Source organism: Flavobacterium sp. WG21, assembly GCF_000335775.1.
GTDB classification, from domain to species: domain Bacteria; phylum Bacteroidota; class Bacteroidia; order Flavobacteriales; family Flavobacteriaceae; genus Flavobacterium; species Flavobacterium tructae.
The window spans coordinates 160,855-183,509 of record NZ_AMYW01000005.1; the positions used below are offsets into that span (position 1 = coordinate 160,855).

General features: G+C 37.2%; 13 protein-coding genes. 8 read left to right on the forward strand and 5 right to left on the reverse strand.

Features of this window, described 5'->3' with window-relative positions; translation table 11 throughout:
* Positions 1-4: 4 nt before the first annotated feature.
* Genes C245_RS0106090 through C245_RS0106105 form a run of 4 tightly spaced genes read right to left on the reverse strand, consistent with a single transcriptional unit; the run spans position 5 to position 5,980 of the window.
* Positions 5-1,357 (reverse strand): lysine N(6)-hydroxylase/L-ornithine N(5)-oxygenase family protein, encoded by a 1,353-nt coding sequence (locus C245_RS0106090; protein WP_017495696.1) that lies wholly within the window; start codon positions 1,355-1,357, stop codon positions 5-7.
* 17 nt (positions 1,358-1,374) lie between these two features.
* Positions 1,375-3,816: a GNAT family N-acetyltransferase gene (locus C245_RS0106095; protein WP_017495697.1), complete on the reverse strand. Its 2,442-nt coding sequence runs from the start codon at positions 3,814-3,816 to the stop codon at positions 1,375-1,377.
* Complete coding sequence (locus C245_RS0106100) at positions 3,794-5,314, reverse strand: decarboxylase (RefSeq protein WP_017495698.1); 1,521 nt, start codon at positions 5,312-5,314, stop codon at positions 3,794-3,796. Before C245_RS0106100 ends, C245_RS0106095 begins: the two co-directional genes overlap by 23 nt.
* Before the next feature lie 33 nt (positions 5,315-5,347).
* A complete protein-coding gene (locus C245_RS0106105) occupies positions 5,348-5,980 on the reverse strand; it encodes a nitroreductase (RefSeq protein WP_017495699.1) in 633 nt (210 codons plus the stop codon).
* A 693-nt stretch (positions 5,981-6,673) separates the two neighbouring features.
* Between C245_RS0106105 and C245_RS23610 the strand changes: the two genes are divergently transcribed.
* The 8 genes from C245_RS23610 (at position 6,674) to C245_RS0106145 (ending at position 18,758) form a co-directional block, all read left to right on the forward strand.
* Positions 6,674-7,051 (forward strand): hypothetical protein, encoded by a 378-nt coding sequence (locus C245_RS23610; RefSeq protein WP_017495700.1) that lies wholly within the window; start codon positions 6,674-6,676, stop codon positions 7,049-7,051.
* Between the two features lie 83 nt (positions 7,052-7,134).
* On the forward strand, positions 7,135-11,514 hold the full coding sequence (locus C245_RS0106115) for a CusA/CzcA family heavy metal efflux RND transporter (protein ID WP_017495701.1): 4,380 nt from the start codon (positions 7,135-7,137) through the stop codon (positions 11,512-11,514).
* 4 nt (positions 11,515-11,518) lie between these two features.
* Positions 11,519-12,649 carry an efflux RND transporter periplasmic adaptor subunit gene (locus C245_RS0106120; RefSeq protein ID WP_017495702.1) on the forward strand — a complete coding sequence of 377 codons (1,131 nt, stop codon included), beginning with the start codon at positions 11,519-11,521 and terminating at the stop codon, positions 12,647-12,649.
* A gap of 183 nt (positions 12,650-12,832) precedes the next feature.
* Positions 12,833-14,821, forward strand: coding sequence for a GAF domain-containing hybrid sensor histidine kinase/response regulator (locus C245_RS0106125; protein WP_017495703.1), 1,989 nt, complete (start codon positions 12,833-12,835; stop codon positions 14,819-14,821).
* Positions 14,822-14,909: 88 nt separating this feature from the next.
* Positions 14,910-15,275, forward strand: coding sequence for a response regulator transcription factor (locus tag C245_RS0106130; RefSeq protein WP_017495704.1), 366 nt, complete (start codon positions 14,910-14,912; stop codon positions 15,273-15,275).
* A complete protein-coding gene (locus tag C245_RS0106135; protein ID WP_017495705.1) occupies positions 15,275-16,489 on the forward strand; it encodes a YaiO family outer membrane beta-barrel protein in 1,215 nt (404 codons plus the stop codon). Before C245_RS0106130 ends, C245_RS0106135 begins: the two co-directional genes overlap by 1 nt.
* Before the next feature lies 1 nt (position 16,490).
* Positions 16,491-17,312 carry a hypothetical protein gene (locus C245_RS0106140; RefSeq protein ID WP_017495706.1) on the forward strand — a complete coding sequence of 274 codons (822 nt, stop codon included), beginning with the start codon at positions 16,491-16,493 and terminating at the stop codon, positions 17,310-17,312.
* Positions 17,313-17,324: 12 nt separating this feature from the next.
* Positions 17,325-18,758, forward strand: coding sequence for a glycosyltransferase family 2 protein (locus C245_RS0106145; protein WP_017495707.1), 1,434 nt, complete (start codon positions 17,325-17,327; stop codon positions 18,756-18,758).
* 430 nt (positions 18,759-19,188) lie between these two features.
* On the opposite strand, the gene C245_RS0106150 is transcribed toward C245_RS0106145, so the two are convergent.
* A complete protein-coding gene (locus tag C245_RS0106150; RefSeq protein ID WP_017495708.1) occupies positions 19,189-22,404 on the reverse strand; it encodes a TonB-dependent receptor in 3,216 nt (1,071 codons plus the stop codon).
* Between the last annotated feature and the right edge of the window lie 251 nt (positions 22,405-22,655).

The window sequence follows — 22,655 nt, forward strand, 5'->3', positions numbered from 1 at the left end:
TGATCTAATGGTTGACTTGTTCGTTTACTAATTCCAAAACATTCGCTGATGAAAATTCAGGAGTTGCTCTTTGTACTCCGAATTGTTGAAAAGCAATACGTTTTTCAACTTTGTAAACTTCACGATTAGCGATTTGGTTAATGATGTACGAATTTCGATAAGCACCCATTCCCAAGTCCGGAGTCGAAAGTCCATGCGTATGTAATTCAGCATTCTGAACAAAAATATCCGTACCGTTTTTGTCAATAGTATAATTGCGATGCACTTTGAATAAGCCATTTTCCAGTCGGCCAATTTTGTCCTGAATTCCTGAAAGAATAGCAGGTTCTTTGTATTTGTAACCCGTTGCCAGAATCACATAATCGGTTTGATCCTCGAAAGGCTGCTCCAGTTCTGTTTGTACAAAATCAAGTAAATGCGAACCATCGATATCTTCTTTTACCGAAGTCAGACGCATGTTCGAACGCAATTCTACATTTAGTGGAGTGTCTTCTAAGCTCATCTCGTACAAGCTGTCGAAAATCTCGTTAATCAATTCGTGATCAATCCCTTTGTATAATCCATGCTGACTGTCTAAAAGCTGTTTTCTTTTTTGTGCCGAAAGACTGTGAAAATGATCTACATATTCCGGAGAAGTCAACTCCAAAGTCAGTTTGGATTTATTGTCAAGCGGGAAGAAGTGTGACGAACGGGTGAACCACTTCAATTGCAATCCGTCTTCCGTATCCGGTAAAAGATCACGGAATACCTCGGCAGCACTTTGTCCTGAACCAATGATTGTTACCGACGCATTTTTCTGAATCTGAGGTTTGAAATACAAATATTGAGAGGCATGAATCACATTTGGAAGAGCTTCGGTGTCAATAAAATCAGGTACATGTGGTGAAGTTCCCGTACCTAAAACTATTTTATGCGTATAATAAACAGTCGTAACACACGTCTGAGTATGGATCACCGTAACTTTGTACACATCATCAACAGGGTCAATTGAAATCACCTTGTGTGAAAATTTAAGGTTACTTAACTGAGCCGCCGCCCATTTGCAATATTCATTGTACTCTCTTCTGTAGATAAAGAAATTTTCACGGATGTAAAATTTATAAGCACGTCCGCTTTGTTTGATGTAATTTAAGAAGCTGTATTTATTCGTAGGATCGGCCATTGTAACCAAATCGGCTAAAAACGGAACCTGTAAAGTGGCATTGTTTAACATTAAACCCGGGTGCCAGTCAAAGCCTTCCGATTGATCAAAAAACAGTGCTGATAAATCTTCAATGGGTTCGATAAGTGCTGCAAGTCCAAGGTTGAAAGGACCAATTCCAATTCCGATTACCGAATATATTTTTTCTGTATTCATTGTGGTTATTTTATGAATTAAACTTGTGAGGCTGAAACGATATTTTTTTGAAACTCTTCAGCAGCCGGGAATTTAGCCCAGTACCATTCTCTGTAACAGAAGTTCAGGTTGGCTTTTTTATGAGGCATTTCGATTACTTTTTGAATTTTAAATCCAACGTGAGCTTTGTTCATCATCGAAGCGATAGAATCTACAGAACCTTCACCTACCATTTTGCCTACTTTTGATTCGCTCAATACAAAATCCATCATAGACTGAGTTGCCGGAGAACCGTATTTTAGCTTCGGATCTGTTGGCGCGATAAACTGATGCGTTCCATAATCAGACGGAAGTACGTCATAGTATTCTCCCACAATGTCACGGCTTGCCCAATACACTTCGATATTAAAAGTAGGAACACCATTAGCTTCTCCAATGTAACTGTGCGAGTGACCACCCGGAAGCAACGTGCGATAAAACACCTCTAAATCGCGAATGGGCCAGTTCATCTGCCAGATTTTCAAAGCATGTTCGCGGTGAAACCACTCGTGAAGCATCTCCAAATCTTTGTCTACATCTACCGGACGCAAGGTGATTGTTACATTTTCTTTCTCAAAATAACGACTGAAAACAGTAGTGTTTGCTTGTGGCTGAATTAATTTTTTAGAAAAAAAGTGTCTGTTTAAAGGATTTGGGAAAGTTTTGTACACCGCCGGATTGGTTCTTGGTGCACTGGCCTCATCCATATTGTTTAAACTGGTTAGTAAATTTCCTTTTACGATTAATTTGACACTTTCGGTAAAATGAGAAACTAAACCGGTAACATCTGATTCTCCCTCTTTTTTGATCGCTTCGTAAATCAGGTTAAGCAGTGTATCTTCGTCGGCAAGTTTGTTCTTACCCAAAGCGCTCACAATTCCAAGCAAGTGATTGATTAAGAAATAATACCCCCAGAAATCAATGATTCTTTTTTCAGCAATAAAAGAACGGCTGTCTTTACCAAATTCCGGAATCAAACGTTCTAGTTCTTCTACCTGTCCCTGACGGAAAAAGTATCCTTGATTGTCTCTGAAATAGAATTTTGACGGGAAAAGATTTTCATCGAATTCAACCATAACATTCTGTTGGTGAAATTCTGAACCAAATCCGTATTTGTTGAAAATACCAATTAAAGGCGTTAGACTGATATTCAGATATTGTTTGAACCAGGCAATAGCAGTGTCTGCTACTGTTAAGTCTTGTCTTTTGGCCGATTCTTCAATCAGAGTTACGATTCTTGGCAGTTCAGTCAAAATGTTATCCTGCGTCAAAGAAGCTACCAGTGTCACATTTTTATTAGCGTTGGCTCCATGAAAAGGATTTTGACGAATACTGGTACTGAAACCGTCAATAATTTTATCCTCATAAACCACTGTAATGAACGCAGGATCAGTAACAAGCTGAATTTGAGGGTAATCTTTCTGGATTCCTTTTCCCCAATCTGTTTTCATCAACTGCGCAGCATCATAACCACGATTTAATTCGTGTAGGTAATTGACACGGAAGGAATTAGTGATTTTTACATGCAGAGAGAATTTATACATCCATTCACTGTCGGCATTGTAAACGGTACGCACAGATGAGGTCGCTGCATAAGAAGGTCCAAATTGCCCCAAACTGAAAAGAAGCTGTTTAGACTGCATTTCTTTAACCTCTTTTTGCTCCAATAAATAAGTTGCTTCCCAAGGGTGAACCGGTACTATTTTGTATTGCGAATAGAAATCCAGTAATTCTTTGGCATTTTTATCAGCAAATTGCGAAACTTCTTTTCTCAGATAATCGGTAATCAAATAGTCTTCGGCACTTTTTTCGGCTACATTTTCCGGGTGAATCAGGAAATAGTGGAGTGGGAATTGTCCTTGGGTTTCAGGAGAATATTGAACCAATTCGTCTTTTGTAAATCCTTCTCTGCTTTTTGGCAACGGATGCACGGTATGTCCCAGGATCAAAGATTGTTCAGAAGCTATAAAGGACTGTTCCGGATTGTTGGCTGTACGATCACTGTTTTTGTAATGTTCCAGATAAAGTGCCAGATTCTCGATGCTGTTTTGCATGCGTTTTTGCGTAGGAACAGGATCAATATCAGGGTTTTCTGTTTTAGAATAAGCCGCAACAAGTTCCGTAAATTCGATCGGATTTATTTCTCGGAATGCATCTGTTGCAATAGTTCGTGACACTACGGGAAATCCGAAAGCATGTACGCCACTTTCAGAAAAATAAACCAAGGGAGCAAAAACTTCCTGACCAATAGCAGTGAAATCAAATTTAAGAAAAGAGCTATGGTCGATAGTTTTCATAAATTCGGCCAAAGCAGGGTCGTATTTCGGAACACCTTCGTATTGGATCCAATTGCTAAATTCTCTGCAATAGCAGTTGAGCAGGGATTTGTAGTTTACTTGTTCTGCCAGTTGGTAAAAATTAGTTGAGTCTGTGGTATTCATCTCCGTTTTGTTTTATGAGGTTAAGAATGTTTTTAATATCATTTAGGGTGGTAAGAGGATTTAAAATGGTGAACTTCAAGTAGAATTCTCCATTTACTTTGGTGCTGGCGACCAGTACTTCTCCGCCATAGAAAAGCTTCTCTTTGATGTATTTGTTGACGTCGCAAGAGTTTGATTCAACGGGTCCGTCCAGATAGCGGAACAATAAAATACCAATATCAGAGTGGCATAACAGTTCAAAATTCGGATCGGCTTCAATGTAGGCAGCGGTTTGTTGAGTGATTTCGATTAGGGCTTCAGTAAATTGTCCAAGTTTTTTCTTGCCCATATAACGTAGTGTAAACCAAAGTTTCAAAGCATCAAAACGGCGTGTAGTCTGAACAATCGATTTATTAACCTGAGCCGGAAGCACATCGTAATTTTGTTCTTTTGGATTCAAATAATCAGCATGATGCTTGATAATGTTGAGCTGAAGTTTGTCTTTTACAATAAAAGCACTACTGCTCACCGGCTGGAAGAACGATTTGTGGTAATCGATGGTTACAGAATCGGCAAGTTCGATACCGTTTAATAAATGCCTTTGTTTTTCTGTCAGTAATAATCCACATCCATAAGCTGCATCTACGTGAAGCCATAAATTATAGCGGTTGGCAATATCAGCAATGGTTTTTAGAGGATCAACATTACCGAAATCGGTCGTACCTGCTGTTGCGGTAATAGCAATTGGAATGTTTCCTCTCCTAATTTCGTCAGCAATTGCTTTTTCCAGTTTTTCAGGATCCATACGGTATCTTTGATCCACTCCGACGTTTACGATTGCCTGTTCTCCAAGACCTAAAACCCAGGTAGTTTTATGATTGCTGAAATGCGCCTTGTCCGAAACAAAAATTCTGTATTTGTGTGCATCCGGAGGAAGACCTTCCAATTTGATATTCCATTTCTGATACTGCAAAGCATAGTAATCTCTCGCCAATAGCAGCCCCATTAAATTACTTTGAGAGCCTCCCGCTGTAAAAACACCATCGCCCTGAGTATAGCCGATCTGCTCGCTTGTCCAGTCAATCAGTTTTCTTTCGATAAAAGTTCCACCGGCACTTTGGTCGTAAGTATCTTGTGAGGAGTTGATGGCGCTGATCAGAATTTCGGCAGCTAGTGCGGGAATAACAACGGGACAGTTTAAGTGGGCAATATATTCCGGAAGGTGAAAGGCAGTAGCGTGGTTCACATAAAGCTCGTCTACTTCGTTCAGCAGACTTTCGTAATCGGGTAGTGGAGTGTCAAAATCTATCTCTTCAACTTTGGCTCTGATTTCCTCAGGTTTGATTCCGCTGAAAGGTTTTTTATTGTTTTTTAGGAAATTCGAAACGCGTTCCTGTGCTAATTTCATGGCCTGAGCGTATTCTGTTCCGGAGTTTTGATGAAAAATGTCTTTATAAAAATCCTGGTCCGGCTGGACTCCTTTTTCGGTGACTTCTGTACGAATCAATGTGGTATTCATAAAATAGTTGTTTTAAGGGGTTAAAGTTATTTTTCAGTCGAGGTAGACGACTTTTTTAGATAAAGGGGTTCTCTTTTTTTTGGAAGGTTTTAAGGCTTCGGGATAATATCCCAGATAAAGAAGCCCTAGTGATTTTTCATTTTCTGAGAGACCAAATTTTGCCACATAATCGATAGCTACTCCTTTGGTACTCCAGTAACTGCCCATTTTATGAGCATGGCAGGTAAGCGCAATATTTTGTACAGCAGAAGAGACTGCAGCAATTTCTTCCCATTCAGGCAGGTCAATTTTGGTGTTTTTCACCATGACTACTCCAATCATGCAGGCTGCATTGAGCGGATAATTTTCGAGATAAGAAAGCTTGTCTTTTTGATCTTCGGGAGATAATTCAGTATAAAAATCTTTGTAATAGTGAGCCATATATTCGCCGTACTTCTTCAAATATTTGCCCCTAAAAACGATAAACCTCCAGGGTTCTGTCATTTTGTGAGTAGGAGCCCAGGTGGCATTCGTCAAAATTTCTTCAAGCAATTGATCCGGTAATTCTCCCTTGATAAACTGATTGGCATAGACGCTTCTCCTGTTACGGATGTTCTTCGAAATTTTGTTTAATTTATAAGAAGAGTCTGATAGCTTGATTTTGCTGGGGTTGTTCTTAATTTTCATTTATTTTGGAAATTTTTCTAAGAAAATTCTTTTTTATTTTGGCCAAATAAAAATAAATTTGTAAGTAATTCTTATTTAGAATGAATAAGAATAGTTCGAAACAAAAGTATAAATTAATCTGACAGAAAAAAAGTTTTTTTTAAAATTTATACGAATGAACGTACACTTGTCTTTAAATATTTATAATTTTTATTATTTAATGTGTTGATTTTAAGCAACTTGTATTTATGTGTTTAAAGTCTTTTTGCAGCCATTATTAAATTGTAAAAAAGAAGTTACGTGTAATTTTTACAGATAAAAAGAGAGATGAAAACACTTATTTTATTTGTGATTCTTACAATAAGTTAAATGAGGAGAGCAAACCAGCAGGGAAGTAGCATTTAGCCTGGTTTTAGGAACTTTTTAGCAAATTTTTTATGGAATTATTCTCGTCCATTTTGAAATAGAAAAGGGGGCGTAATTTTAGAATTTTGAAGCTCTTTTTGAGTAAAAACACTTTAGGATGGATTATTTTAATTTTGAATTGAGAATAGTTGCTTTGAATTAACTTTTGAAATAGGTAAAATTCTTTAATTTTTAGCTTTTAATGTGATAATTGTAATTTTTGTTGCTGTAAACAAGTAAAGTCATAAAAGTTAGTGGCTTCTTGTTATAAGTGTAAAATTATTTTGTGACATCGTTTAAATTTGTGAGGTGCGAAAAATCATTATATATCTCTTCATCTTTTTAATTGTATCCAATATTGGGTTCTTTCAGCAGTTTTATAAATTGCCGATATTGCTGGAGCATTTTAAGGAACATCAGCAAAGACATGATATCAGTTTTTTTGATTTTTTAGAAATGCATTACTGGGGAGAAGATTTAAAAGACAATGATTCTGATCGTGATATGCAGCTTCCGTTTAAGAACATATCCGGACCTTACGTACAGCTGGTGTTTGTTCCGCAGGACAAACCGGTATTTTATATTCCTTTTACCGTTGGATTTTCACCATCGGGTAAAATTCCTTATACCTCAGATTTGTATTCAAATCCTTCCTTGTTTTCGGTATTTCGACCTCCTGTAGCCTAATTTGATTTTATAGAATTTTTATTGTGGTTAAGACATTTTTGATGTTTTAGCCCTGGCATTACTATATTCAAATAAATTAAATTATGCTTAATAAGATCATAGAGTTCTCCGTTAAAAATAAACTGGTAATTGGGATCTTCACGTTGCTATGGATTATCTATGGCGTGTTTGAAGTAACCCGTTTACCTATTGATGCGGTTCCTGACATCACCAACAATCAGGTACAAATTATTACAACTGCTCCGTCTTTGGGTGCAGAAGATGTAGAGCGTTTAATTACATTTCCAATCGAACAGGCGATTAGTAATATACCACAGCTGAAAGAAAGCCGCAGTATTTCGCGTTTTGGACTTTCGCTGGTTACGATTGTTTTTGCAGACGATACAGACGTGTATTGGGCACGTCAGCAGGTGGCCGAACGATTGCAAAAAGTAGAAATTGCAGAGAACGCGAGTATTCCTGAAATGGCACCTGCAACTACAGGTCTGGGCGAAATTTATCAGTATGTTTTGAAACCGCAACCAGGATATGAAACGAAGTATTCTCTGGAAGACCTGCGCACTATTCAGGACTGGACAATAAGAAGACAGCTTCTGGGAACTCCCGGAATTGCCGATGTCGCTACTTTTGGAGGGAAACTAAAACAATATGAGGTTGCCGTTAATCCGTCGCGGCTTAAAGCGCAGAACCTGACTATTAAAGAAGTTTTTACAGCACTGAACAGTAATAACGAAAACACGGGTGGAGCTTATATTGAAAAAGGGCCAACGGTACTTTACATTCGAAGCGTTGGACTGACCCGCAATATAAAAGACATTCAGAATATTATTGTCAAAAATACACAGGCCGGAACTCCAATTCTGATTAAAGATATTGCAGAGGTAAAAATGTCTTCTGCGATACGCTACGGAGCATTAACGACAGATGATATTGGCGAGTCGGTTGGTGGAATTGTAATGATGCTTAAAGGAGAGAACGCCAATAATGTTATCGTAAAGGTTAAAAAACGGGTTGCTGAAATTGAGAAAATCTTACCCAAAGGTTTAAAAATAGAACCTTTTTTAGATCGCACTAAAATGGTAGATAATGCTATTGGAACGGTAGAGAAGAATCTTATAGAAGGCGCTCTGATTGTAGTATTGGTACTGGTACTTTTTTTAGGGAACTTGCGAGCAGGTTTTATTGTAGCCTCGGTAATTCCTTTGGCCATGCTGTTTGCCATTATCATGATGAATACGTTTGGTGTGAGTGGGAATTTAATGAGTCTGGGTGCGCTTGATTTTGGTTTGATAGTCGATGGTGCCGTAATTATTGTCGAAGCCATTTTGCATCATATTCATTCCGCCAAAAAATACAAAGAAATCGATTCTATTTCACAAGAAGAGATGGACAAGGAAGTGACGGGATCAGCAGGACGCATGATGAACGCTGCAGTATTTGGACAGATTATTATTCTGATTGTATACCTTCCGATATTATCACTGGAAGGCATTGAAGGAAAGATGTTCAAGCCAATGGCACAAACGGTGGCCTTTGCTATTTTGGGTGCTTTCATATTATCTCTTACTTATGTTCCAATGGTGAGCGCCTTGTTCATTAGCAAAAAAATAAATCATAAACCGAATTTATCGGATCGAATAATGACAAATCTGGAGTTTTATTATGAAAGAGTTTTGTCACGAGCATTACAAGTTAGAAAAGGGATTGTGATTTCAGCTTTCGTTTTGTTTGGTATCGCCTTGTTGCTTTTTAGCCGAATGGGCGGTGAGTTTATCCCACAACTGGAAGAAGGCGATTTTGCCGTAGAAACTCGTTTATTACTGGGGACAAATTTGTCAACTACGACAGCAACCATTGAGAAAATTTCGACTGCATTAAAAAATACCTATCCGGAAGTGGAAAAAGTCGTTTCCAGAATTGGTAGTGCCGAGATTCCAACAGATCCTATGCCTATAGAAGGAGGTGATATGATTATTGTCCTGAAGGATAAATCAGAATGGACCAGTGCTTCTTCGTTTCCTGAATTAGCAGATCAAATGACCCAAACCGTTAAAGAGGTTGCACCGGGAGTTACGACTGGTTTTCAGTTTCCGGTTCAGATGCGTTTTAACGAATTAATGACAGGAGCAAAGCAGGATTTGGTTTGTAAAATTTATGGCGAAGATCTCGATAAACTGGCAAAATATGCCGAGCAGTTGGGGGCTATTAGTAATACTGTAGAAGGCGCTACAGATCTTTATGTGGAGAAAGTTACCGGAATGCCACAAATTGTTATTGACTATGACTGGGCAGAAATGGCAAAATACGGTATTTATGTTTCAGACATCAATCAAACCGTAAATGCCGCTTTTGCAGGAGCTGTAGCAGGAAGCATTTATGAAGGAGAAAAAAAGTTTGATATGGTGGTACGCGTGGAAGCTAATGGACGGAAAGATATTGAGGATGTTCGAAATTTACTGATTGCAACCCGTTCCGGAATGCAGATTCCGTTGTATCAGGTCGCTTCGGTAAAAGAAGTGGAAGGCCCGAACCAGATTCAGCGGGAAGATGCCAAGAGGAGAATTATTGTTGGTTTTAATGTAAGAGGACGGGATGTTGAATCTATTGTTGAAGAATTGCAAAAGAAAGTAAACAGTCAGATCAAATTTGCTCCCGGATATTACATTACCTATGGAGGGACTTTTGAAAATCTGCAACAGGCAAAATCGCGCCTTGGAATTGCAGTCCCTGCAGCTTTATTTATGATTATGGCGCTGTTGTATTTTGCTTTCCGATCTTTTAAAGAAGGCATTATCATTTTTACTGCCATTCCGTTATCGGCAATTGGCGGTGTGTTTGGACTGGCGTTGCGGGATATGCCGTTTAGTATTTCGGCCGGTGTTGGTTTTATTGCACTGTTTGGCGTAGCCGTTTTAAATGGAATTGTTTTAATCTCCGAGTTCAATCGGATACAAAAACACGGCGAAATTACCGATCCGCTTCAAATTATCATTAACGGAACCAAAAACAGGTTGCGTCCTGTATTGATGACAGCTGCTGTTGCTTCTTTAGGATTTTTACCTATGGCTTTGAGCAATGGCGCAGGAGCAGAAGTACAGCGTCCGCTGGCCACGGTCGTTATCGGCGGACTGATTACGGCTACTTTGCTTACGCTCTTTGTACTTCCTGCGATTTATTTAATGACGTATCATACCAAAGTTTTTTCTAAGAAACATAAAAAAAATAAAATGGATAAGTTGACTTTGTTACTGGTGGCTTTGTTTCTTACGGCTTCGTTACAGGCACAAGATGCATCTATTTCGCTTGAAGAATCTTTATCAATAGCGATGCAGCACAACAGAAGAATTAAATCTTCTCAATTGAATGAGAGATCAAAAGAACAATTAGAAAAAGCTGCTTTTGATATTCCTAAAACAGCTTTCACTGCCGATTATGGTCAGTTTAATAGCGCTGTAAACGACAACCGTTTTGGGATTAGTCAGACTTTTGCTTTTCCAACAGTATATACAAATCAGAAAAAAGTATTGAGAGAGCATCACAATGCCGCAAAAGCAGAATCGCAGTTAACAGTGCAACAAGTTAAGTCGAATGTGAGGAACTTATTTTATGATTACATCTGGCTCAACAGTAAAAAAGAATTGCTGACTTATGCCGATTCGATTTACAGATTAATGGAGCAGAAATCAGAGCTGCGCTACAAAACAGGAGAAACTAATGTTCTGGAAAAAACCGCTTCTCAATCCGCACGGCAGTTTTATATGAACCAGCTTGCAATGGTAAATAAAGATATCTCCATCACACTTAAAACGTTTAATACGGTTCTTCAGGACAGTATGGTTCATGTGCCCATTTCACAGACTGTAAAAAATGATTTTATGGTTTCATTACATCAAAATAAAGATACTGCAGAGCTTCCTCAGGTACAACTTTCAATGTACGAAGCAGAAGCGGCAAAATGGAGATGGAGAACGGAACAGTCCAAAATACTACCTGATATTACCATTGGCTATAATAATTTAAGCATCATTGGAACACAAACAAGCACTGTAGGTCAGGAAGTTTATTACAATGGAAGTCAGAGGTTTAATTATGTCAATTTCGGTTTGTCAGTCCCTCTTTTTTTTGGCAGTCAGTCCGCGCGTAATAAAGCAGCCAAAGTAGATTATGAAGCGTACAAAATGCAGGCAGAAACGACAAAGATTGAATTGAAGACAGAGATTGTCAATGCGGTAAATGAAATCGAAAAATACAAAGAAAGCCTTTCCTATTATGAAAATGAAGGATTAAAAAATGCGACAATAATTATCGATACAGCCAACAGTCAATTGGAAAATGGAGATATCGATTACCTGCAATGGGTTTTAGTGGTCAATCAGGCGATCACCATAAAAAATGAATATTTAGACCGAATTAATGATTACAACAAAGCTGTAATTAATTGGCAAACCCTTAATAATTTATAAAATAATGAAAATATATAGCAGTATCATTTTTGTTTTTCTATGCCTGGTTTCCTGCCAGAGCGACAAAAAAGAACCACAAAGTAAAAAAGTACTAACACCCGAAAACAGTATTCAATTAAGCGATGCACAGATCCAAAATGCAAAATTGATTGTTGGTTATCCTGAAGAAAGAACAGTAAAAGGAATATTACAGCTTCAGGGGACCGTAACGGTGCCTCCAAAGAGTGTGGTTACAGTAAGTATTCCTTTAGGAGGTTACATCAAAAAAACGGATTTAATGGCAGGTATGCATGTTAGAAAGGGACAAGTATTGGCGGTAGTCGAGGACATGCAATACATACAATTGCAACAGGATTATCTTACCGCGAAAGAAAAATTTCAGTTGGCCCAAAGTGAGTTTAACCGACAAAAGGAACTTAATGCCAAGAAGGCAAGTAGTGATAAGTTGTTTGAACAGACAGCAACTGAGATGCAGACACAACACATTTATATGTCATCGTTAGCCCAAAAGCTGGGGTTGTTAGGGATTAATGTCAAAAAACTCACCGCTTCAACGATAAGCAAAACGGTTGTGATTCGTTCACCAATAAATGGGTTGGTGGCTAAGATTAATGTGAATGTGGGAAAATACATTTCAGCAACCGACATGCTTTTTGAGCTGATTGAAATGAGGGATATTGTTTTGACCATGAATGTTTTTGAAAAAGACATACAGCAACTTTCGGTAGGGCAAATCGTTACGGCTTTTACCAATGCTAATCCGTCTAAAAAGTACAAGGCAAAAATTGCTTATATCAATCAAAGTCTTAATGATGATCGCGCGGCAGAGGTGATTTGTAAAGTGAATCAGTATGAAAGTTCATTGATACCTGGACTTTTTATTAATGCTGAGGCAGAATTTAATAATGAAAAAGCCATCACGGTTCCGGAAGATGCCGTGGTACGATGGCAGGGTAAATTTTTTGTTTTTTCGGTAAGTACAAACGGAATCTATAAGATGGTTCCGGTAGAAACCGGATCTTCCGCTAACGGATACCTACAGATAAAGTCACCAATTATAGATCAATCTTCGAAAATTGTAATCAAAAATGCTTATACACTTTTAATGAGTTTTATGAATAAAGGAGATCAGTAACACATAAGGCAGCTTTTTTTAAGCTGCCTTTTGTATTGTTTTGATTTAATTTAATTTAATATGTGATTGCCTATTAAATTCAGGTATTTGATTTTACGCATCATATTCAAACGATCGGTCGTAAAAAAAGAACATTTTATCTCAAATTATTTTTATATTTATACAAGTTTACCACTAGCTGCAATGAAAACTTCCAACTTTCCAATACCGGTCAACGAATCAGAGCGTTTAGCTGCTCTAAAACGTTACAATATACTTGACACACTACCTGATCATGCTTTTGATGATGCAACCAAATTAGTATCCTATATCTGTGATGTACCAATAGCTCATATTTCCTTTATAGACGAGAACAGACAGTGGTTTAAATCTGAAATTGGAATCGGCGTTTCTGAGGTGCCTCGCGAAATTTCTTTTTGCCAGTATACTATTTTAGAATCTAAAATGGTTGAAATAAATGATACTTTTTTAAATGAGAGATTTAAAGACGATGCTAATGTTACGGGTGGTTTTAAAGTTCGATTTTATGCCGGTATACCGCTGACAACGCCAGACGGTTATAATATTGGAACGTTATGCGCCATTGATCATGTTACAAAAGAACTGAATGAAGATCAGCGAAATGCACTCAGAATTGTAGCAAAACACGTAATCAGCCAGCTGGAATTGGCAACAAAGAATATTGAGCTTGACAGGCAGAAAAAGATTGCGGAGAAAGCCGTTCTGGCAAAGGACAGTTTTTTGGCTAATATGAGTCATGAAATCAGAACGCCTTTAAATGGGATCATTGGTTTTACCGATCTGCTTGCGCAGACGAAACTCGATACTGTTCAGCGGGACTATATCAACAGCGTGCAGATAGCAGGAGAAAATCTGCTTTTAATTGTTAATGATATTCTGGATTTGTCTAAAATGGAATCCGGTAATCTGACCATAGAAGCCATGCCTTTCAATTTAAAAAGCACTTTAAGGCATATTTATAATTTACTTAAAATAAAGGTTTCTAAAGAAGTGGAATTCAATCTTTTTCTGGATGCTGATATGCCGGAAATTGTTATTGGAGATGAAGGACGATTAAATCAGATATTGGTTAATTTAATAGGCAATGCACTTAAGTTTACTCATGAAGGAGAAGTGACGGTCTCGGTAAAAGTGATTGAAGAAACAGAGGATTATTACTCGCTTAAATTTTCCATTAAAGATACAGGTATTGGAATTCCTCCCGAAAAACTGAAAACTATTTTTGAACGTTTTACTCAGGCGGAGGACAGCACCACAAGAAGATTTGGAGGGACTGGTTTAGGACTTAATATTGTAAAACAATTAATTGAATTACAAGATGCTGAAATTAATGTAAAAAGTCAGGAGAACAGAGGTTCGGAATTTTTCTTTGTTATTAATTACAAAAAAGCAGATTATATTCAAGAAACTGATGAGGAAATATCAGGAGAAAGTTTGGGGAAACTAAAAATATTGCTTTGTGAAGACAATGTTCTAAACCAGAAACTGGCCAAAAGTGTCATTCATAATTTTGGTTTTGAATTGGAAATAGCAGAAAACGGAGAAGAAGGCATCGAGCTTTTATCGAAAAATGAATACGATTTGGTATTGATGGATCTTCAAATGCCGGTTAAAGACGGATATCAGACTACTGATTATATTCGAAATGAAATGAATTCGAGTATTCCGATTATTGCCATGACCGCACATTCGCTCGTAGGCGAACAAGAACGTTGTTATAATGTAGGGATGGATGGTTATGTACCGAAACCGTTCAAACAGCCGGTGCTTTTAGAAGCCATAAGAGCAGTAATGAATCCGGAGTATAAAGTAACGCGTAAGAGAAAAGTAAATTTATCTCTTATTGATGAGATGGCATGTGGTGATTTAAACTTCAGACAGGACATGATCAATCTTTTTATCGAAAAAATACCAAATGAAGAAGTTTTGCTTCAGGAAGCATTTAAAAATAATGATTTCATAAAAGTAAAAAACCTGACCCATAACATGAGATCCAGTTTAGACTTATTTATGTTGGATGATCTCAGTAATTGTTTAGCTGTAATCGAAGAAGAAGCCAGGACTGAAAAATTTACAAACGACGCAGCAGATAAGGTAAATATTTTTCATTGTGGCATAATTGAAGTAATTAAATATTTAAAAGAACTATGATAAAAGCGAAATATCACGTAGCTTTACAGTAGTTTTTAATTTTAGAATATAGAATTATCAATTCCCCCCAAAGACAAATTTTGAACCTATGAGAATAGTTTTAGCTGAAGATAATGATATCCTACGCAAATCATTATCATTTTTCTTAGAGTCGAAAGGATATAACGTTGACCAGTTTTCTGATGGTAAAGACGCACTCGGAGCTATTAAAAGCAATAGCTATGATCTGATCCTTACAGACATAAATATGCCCGGCATAAGCGGAATGGAAATTACGCAGTATGTGAGGCAAACTCTTAATTTAGATATTCCGGTAATTATACTTACTTCTTCAGGGGTTGAGCAAACAGAGCTTGATTCTTTTGACATCGGAGCAAACGAGTTTATTGCAAAACCTATAAGCCCTGCCGTACTTTTGGTAAGAATTAATAAATTACTAAATGTACGTGCTTAATGAGATGGGTATACTATCTGGCTGCCCTGTTGTTTGTCTCGATTACTGCTGCGGGACAGGAAATGAATATCGATGAAACTCTGACAAGTGCAAGGAGCGAAGCAGAGCAGGGTCGTTATGATAAAGCGCTATCACTAATTGATCCTTTGCTTAAAACATATCCTGAAAATGAAGATATAAAAACTTTCTCAGGACGTATTTACAGCTGGAAAAAAGAGTATAAAACAGCCATACAAACATTGTCCCCAATGGCAGACAGGGTCAACCCAAATCCGGATGCTCTGCTTGCCATTACAAATGTGTATTACTGGACAGAAGATTTTGAGAAATGCATATCCTATTGCGATCGTTATCTGGCAGTTGATGCTACGAATGTTGACGTCTTAAAAATAAAAGTGACCTGTCTTGAAAAACTGGACAGAGACAAAGAAGCACTGGAGATTATCGAAAAAGCATCCGTAAACGAAAATAGTACTCGGGCCTTTAAAGCGCTACGTACACTTATTGATCGTAAGACTAAAAATGCAGTTTCGGTTTCTTATTTAAACATTTCGACTTCAAACTCGGGGCAGGCGCCATTGCATTACGGTTATGTTGAGTATACACGCAAATTCAGTAAATCAGCTCTTGTAGGACGTGCTAATATGGGGCATATCGGGAACGATACTCAGGCATTGTTTGAGGTAGATTATTATCAGACTTTTGCCAAAAAAGATTATTTATATGTAAATGGGGGAGCTTCGACAGGCGAAACGATATTTCCTGTGGCAAAATTTGGTGCCGAATATTATTTCAGACCGCAAAAAAGATTTGACTATGCTTTGGGAGCGAGATACATGCATTTTGAAACCGATGATGTGACATTACTTACCGGACAAATTTCTTATAAAACCGGAGCAAACACAATTGCTTACAGACCTTATTATGATACAGGAAATGCGTTATTCTCTCATGTTTTAAGTTTTCAGCATACTAATGAAGAAAAAGAACGTGTCATAAGATTCGAAGTTCAATACGGAAATGTGCCGTATTTATATTTGTACAGCAATTTTGTACAGCCTTTAAAAGCGTATAGAGCAGGAGTGCAGTATCAGCACCGTTTGGGCAATTCATTTTTTGTACGTCCAATTTTTCTGTATGAATATGAAGAATATCTGCCAAACGAATACAGAAACAGGTTTAACGCTCAGATAATTATCACGAAACGATTTTAAGATGACTGATCTATGGGAATTTTATAAAAGAGGGACATGGGTTGAACCATTTTTAACCTTTTCAATAGGCCTTTTTGTATTGGCCTCGTTATTCTTTTACCTTTTAATTATTCAAAGCCGTAATAGAAAAATTAAAGAAGAAAGACGTAGAGAAAGATATGATGCATTTATTGATAAACTGTTGTTTTCTGTCGTTTTTGAAGATGTTTCTTTTTCTGACGTCTTGAAGAATAATGATTATAAGTTAATGGCCGAAAATAAGTTTTTCAGAGAAGTTATTACAGAATCTCTTATCAATCTTCATAAAAACTACCAGGGTGTTTATGCACAAAAGCTAGAACAGTTTTATCAAGATTCAGGACTTATAAATGATTCTTTGAAAAAACTGAAAAGTTTAAAATGGGATGTCAGAGGTAAGGGAATCACAGAACTGGCAGAAATGAATGTTTATGACGCTTTTGATACCCTAATAACATTCTCAAATGCCCGTAATAAAGTACTGCAGATTACAGCTATAAACGCCTGTATTAAACTGGCAGGAACAAAAGGTATTGTACACCTTACAGAACATACCAATCCTATTGACGACTGGACTCAGGTGAATATTATTCATGCCTTCAAAAAACATGATATCGGAGATACAAAAGGTATCGAACTTTTATTGGAATCGCAAAATACTACAGTGGTTACACTTGGTTTAAAACTTATTAAAGAACTTAAACTGACACAAAAGCTAATTTTTGTAGAACAATTAGCAGAAAGAACTTCAAATACATCAGTGAAATATGGAGCTCAGCATGTAGTGTTGGCATTAACCGTTTAAAAATCGCAGCTAATGACTTTTTTTAATCAAGAAATAGATTTTTTTGTCCATACTTATTTAATTCTGATATTGGCTTATGCGATATTGATTATGTCGTCTTATCTTATATTGGCCTATCTCTCCGCAAAGGAATTAAGAGATTATTTAAAAAGAAACAGTTTTATAGATTATGATATACTCTTAACGAGTGGATTGGCTCCTAAACTTTCTTTAATTGCTCCTGCATACAATGAAGGTTTTACTATTGAAGAAAATGTAAAATCACTACTTTCCTTAAACTATAATCAATATGAGGTAATTGTGGTGAATGATGGAAGTAAAGACAATTCGATGGAGTTGTTAATTCATACTTACGATCTTGTTCTTACAGAGCTTTCTTTTCATCAACAGATTGAAACAAAGAAAATCAGAGGACTTTATACTTCCAGAAATGCAGCTTTTAAAAAGCTGATTGTTGTGGATAAAGAAAATGGAGGGAAAGCCGATGCCCTTAATGCCGGACTGAATATTGCACAAAATCCATATGTAGTTTGTATTGATGTGGATTGTATTCTCGACAAAGATTCGCTTCTTAAACTGGCAAAACCATTTTTAGAGTCCAACGAACAGCGTATTATTGCAACGGGCGGCGTCGTTCGGATTGCAAATCAGTGTATTATTAAAAATGGACGTTTGATTGAAGTGAATGTTCCGGATGTAATGTTGTCCAGAATACAGGTTTTAGAGTATTTAAGAGCTTTTCTCTTAGGAAGAATGGCTTGGGAAAGATTAGACGGTTTGCTGCTTATCAGCGGGGCTTTTGGTGCTTTTGATAAAGAAATTGCTTTACTGTCCGGAGGTTACAGTACCAAAACTGTAGGGGAAGACATGGAACTGGTCGTAAGAATGCGCCGTTATATGCTCGAAAACAAATTGCCGTATTCAGTGCGATACATTCCCGACCCGCTTTGCTGGACAGAAGCTCCGGAAGATTTCAAAATATTTAAAAAACAACGCAGCCGCTGGATGCGAGGAACAATTGAAACCTTAAGTTTTCATAAAAAAATGTTCTTAAATCCTAAATATAAATTACTGGGAATGCTAAGTATTCCATACTGGACTTTGTTTGAATTTTTAGCTCCCGGTATTGAATTTACAGGTCTTGTTATTACTATTATATTTTTTGCATTTGGACTGCTCAATTGGCATTTTTTCTTTTTACTATTATTATTTGTGTATGCCTTTGCCATTTTCTTTTCGGTTATTGCTTTGTACAGCGAAGAAAGAACGTATCATAAATATCCAAAACAAACTGATTTTTTTAAACTTTTGATAGCTGCTTTTATCGAACCTTTTTATTTTCATCCTTTAGCGGTTTACGCTGCTTTGATAGGTTATAAAGAAAAAATTTTAGGTACAAAAGGCTGGGGAGATATGACCCGAAAAGGTTTTACAAAAAAAGAATAAAAAATAGAGTATATTCTTCTTGATCTGATGCTTAATGATTATTGGAATTATTTGCTTTTGCCCCTTCAGGGTAACGCGTGAGATTAACTTATTTCGTAGTGCGATACACTACGCTAATTTTTTTTAGACTTTCAGCCTATTTTTATGAGGATTTGAAAAATATCATTAAAAATTCCTAACCTTGCTCTGAAAGAGCATTAGCAATAACATAGTGCGGAGCGCTATGAATAAAAAAGAAGAAGCTATAAGCCCTGTAAGGGCGTAAAGCCTAATCTCAATTCATAAAATAGTACCAAAAGGCAAAATTTGGTTCGCTTAAATTTATGACCAATAGATTTGTCTTCGTAATGAAGTTCAGGTTCTTAAAAAAAATCCCCCAGTTTCAAAAGGGACTGAAACTGGGGGATAATAAAAAAATAAAACACAATCTTTAGAACGTATACCTCACTCCAAATTGTCCTTGGAATCTTGAGGCTAACTGATCTACAGTATAAGGTGATGTCGAAGGTTTCTGGAAGGTATAAGTTGGATCGCCAGTAGCAACTCCACCTAAGTTTCCTGATTTTGTTAACCCAAGATTTGCTGTTGAATTGTAGGTGTTCGGAACAAAGTAACTTCTTCCCCAATCTTTGTTAATCAGGTTTCCAACATTTGCTATGCTGAATGAAAGCTGTAAAGTACCTGCTTTAGCAATTTTGATTTCATCCATTAGTTTCAAATCAGCTTGTATGTTCCATGGTGTAGTGGCACCGTTTCTTTCCGTGAAGTTTCCTCTTCTGCTTTTTAAATAATCATTTCCATTAATAAAAGCTTCGTAATCTGCTACTTGCTGTGCTGCTGTAGCCGATGGAACTCCTGCTGCATTTACACCTATGTATTTCGCTGCTTCTGCTGCATCTTTGAAGATATAAGCTAATCCTGCTGCCTGACCCGTTCCTGCAATAGTGGAGTTTACAAATCCCCATGAAAACGGATTTCCGGATTGAGCATTGAAATATACATTTGCGGAGAACGTATTGTTATCGGCCATTTTTACGGCATATCCAACATTAGAAACAATTCTGTGCTTGATGTTGAAGTTGGATGTTGCTAACTGAGGATTATTTGGTGTTAACGACTGATTCATCTGGAAATTACTTTCCATCGAGTTACGAATTCCGTTAGTAATATCTTTAGAATTTCCGTAGGTATAAGCCACCATAAAGTTAAGACCAAAATCATACGTTTTTGAGATCATCTCCGTAATACTGTAGCGGTATCCTTTGTTAGTGTTTGATAATAAATACGCATTTGAAAAAGCAGGATTTATATTGGCTGCATAAATTGGCATCTGGTGATTGGTATCATAAGAAAAATAAGTTGGGTTATCAGTCTTATTCACTTGTTGAAATTCAAGATCACGGATTACTTTGGTATAAATACCTTCGGTGGTAAATTTATAACCGTTGATGATCTTATCGATTGCAAGCGAGTTTCTCAATACTGCTGGCATTTTAAATTTGTTATCCACTAAATCGGCCTGTACTTTTGGCGTTGCATCGTGATAACCGTTTAAACCGTTTGCAGCCAAAGGATCTCCAGCCGTAGCAACCTGTGCCGGGGTAAGGTTATTTTTGTCATAACTTCCGTAACCTACACCATCGTTGTAATAAGCATATCCCAGCCATGCAAATGGAATTCTTCCTGTAAATACTCCGGATCCGCCACGAATAACAAGTGTTTTGTCTTCGTCTACATTGTAAGTAAATCCAATTCTTGGAGAAACTAATGCTGTACTGAAAAAGTTGTTTTTAATCTGATTTAACGGAGTATAGGAGTAAGTGTTACCGTAATTTGGATCCGCCGGAGAGTTTTGTACCTGCGGGCTTAATTTTGGTTTATTAGGCAAGTCTGTATAATCAATTCTCACACCGGGAGTAACTTTAAGTTTGTTCCCAATTCTAATTTCATCCTGTACATAAACACTGTAAAGATTTACTTTGAATTGTGCGTAAGGATTGTTGAAGATTTGGTCTCTTGAAGAACCGTCGAATGGATAGGTTCCGCGAACACGGGTAGGAAGTTTGTTGTAGAAATCTGCCAGAGATTTGTAGGATACTCTTCCGTTCAGGGCATTTACGAACCCGTAATTGATGTCGTAGAACTCATTGTGTGTACCAAATAATAAGGTATGATTTCCGGTTTTGTAGGTAAGGTTATCTGTGATTTCGGCAGTATTTTGTTTCATGTTGAATACTGTTGCTTCACGATCATTCCCTAAAAAGATGGTTCCGCCGTTATATCCAATTTCAGTTTGTGGAAACATGATATTACCTGATTTTGGATCGCGATAATCTTTGATAGCCGAGTAACTTGCAATGAACGAGTTAGACCATTGGCTGTTAAAATGACTTTTAAGTTCTAAAACGGTGCTGATAGATTGGTTTTTTTGCGTGAAATCCATGCTGGAGAATCTGAAATTTGCCGCATCACGCTCTAAGTTGGAAGCTTGCGAGATCACGGTATTGTTTCGCAACGATAACGAATGTTTTTCGTTAATTTTCCAGTCTAATTTGTTGAAGAATTTTTGGCTTTTTGCAAAGTTGTTGTACCCACCAAAAGTTCCGGTGTCAAATCCGTAGTTTGTTTTTACGAAGTCTGAGATTTGCTGTGCGGTAGTGTTGTCTACCAATGAAGTCAGTTTTCCGTTAGAATCGGTTTGTCCTGCATTGTAAAATATAGGATCAGTTCTTTCGGCATATTCCATATTCGTAAAGAAGAACAATTTATCTTTTATGATCGGTAAACCCAATCGGAATCCAATTTGATAATCACCAAAAGAATTTGGCATTTTAGAACCGTCACCGGCATTGTTACGGCCTGTAATAGCGGCGTTTCTTCCGTAACTGTAAATCGATCCCGTAACATTGTTGGTACCACTTCTGGTAACAGCATTAACGCTTCCTCCTAAAAAGTTACCTAATTTAATATCGTAAGGAGCAATATAAACCTGAATATCCTGTATAGCATCAAGACTTATAGAATTAGAACGTGTACTGCTTCCCGGCATTCCTGAAGTTCCTGATTGTCCCCCTAAAGACGGACTAAAACCGATCGCATCATTGTTGATCGAACCGTCAATTGTGACGTTGTTGTATCTGAAATTGGTACCGGCAAAAGAGTTGTTGGAACTTTGAGGAACTAATTTTGTCACATCCTGAATCCCGCGATTGATTAACGGAAGACCATTGACCTGTTTTTCATTAATATTCGTTCCGTTATTTTTAGAAGAGGGTTTAGAACTTGTAATCACAACTTCTTCCAGTACATTGTTGTCTGCTTTGCCAACCACTATCACCGGCAGGTCATTATCGCCAAGTGCTAAGTGTATTTGTGCATTAGAGTAGTCTTTAGTAGCAGAACTTTTAATTTCTAATTCATAAGGTCCGCCGGCATTTAAATTTTCGAAACTAAATCTACCTTGTTTGTCAGTTACAGCTTTGTACACTGCATTAGTAGGTAAATGAGTTAAAGTAACATCTGCCCCCGTAAGCGGGCTTGTACCATCATTAACTTTTGCAGATAATGAAGAGGTGGTAATCTGAGCAAAAATGTTTCCCATAACAAGGAGCATTACAGCCGAAAAAATGAGTTTTAGTTTTGTCATTGATTTTTGAGTTTTTATTTGACAAAGAAACTCAGTTTGCTCCGATCGGATTTAACGCTTTTGTTAACTTAAAATGATAAAAATAGTTAGTGTTAATTTAAAATTATCAAGCTGTTAGGTTTGTTGAATCTTTTAGGTCTTTAAAATCAATGATTTGTGTAAAATGTTAAAAACAAACGGATTAGAGTTGTATTTAAAGTAGATTAAAGAAAGATTAGAGTGTTAAGTAAAGGTTACCAACTGCAAAAACA

Bases quoted from the DNA above. Each gene is read 5' to 3' on its own strand.
- C245_RS0106090 (WP_017495696.1), bottom strand. From the start codon at position 1,357: ATGAATACAGAAAAAATATATTCGGTAATCGGAATTGGAATTGGTCCT.
- C245_RS0106095 (WP_017495697.1), bottom strand. From the start codon at position 3,816: ATGAATACCACAGACTCAACTAATTTTTACCAACTGGCAGAACAAGTA.
- C245_RS0106100 (WP_017495698.1), bottom strand. From the start codon at position 5,314: ATGAATACCACATTGATTCGTACAGAAGTCACCGAAAAAGGAGTCCAG.
- C245_RS0106105 (WP_017495699.1), bottom strand. From the start codon at position 5,980: ATGAAAATTAAGAACAACCCCAGCAAAATCAAGCTATCAGACTCTTCT.
- C245_RS0106115 (WP_017495701.1), top strand. From the start codon at position 7,135: ATGCTTAATAAGATCATAGAGTTCTCCGTTAAAAATAAACTGGTAATT.
- C245_RS0106120 (WP_017495702.1), top strand. From the start codon at position 11,519: ATGAAAATATATAGCAGTATCATTTTTGTTTTTCTATGCCTGGTTTCC.
- C245_RS0106125 (WP_017495703.1), top strand. From the start codon at position 12,833: ATGAAAACTTCCAACTTTCCAATACCGGTCAACGAATCAGAGCGTTTA.
- C245_RS0106130 (WP_017495704.1), top strand. From the start codon at position 14,910: ATGAGAATAGTTTTAGCTGAAGATAATGATATCCTACGCAAATCATTA.
- C245_RS0106135 (WP_017495705.1), top strand. From the start codon at position 15,275: ATGAGATGGGTATACTATCTGGCTGCCCTGTTGTTTGTCTCGATTACT.
- C245_RS0106140 (WP_017495706.1), top strand. From the start codon at position 16,491: ATGACTGATCTATGGGAATTTTATAAAAGAGGGACATGGGTTGAACCA.
- C245_RS0106145 (WP_017495707.1), top strand. From the start codon at position 17,325: ATGACTTTTTTTAATCAAGAAATAGATTTTTTTGTCCATACTTATTTA.
- C245_RS0106150 (WP_017495708.1), bottom strand. From the start codon at position 22,404: ATGACAAAACTAAAACTCATTTTTTCGGCTGTAATGCTCCTTGTTATG.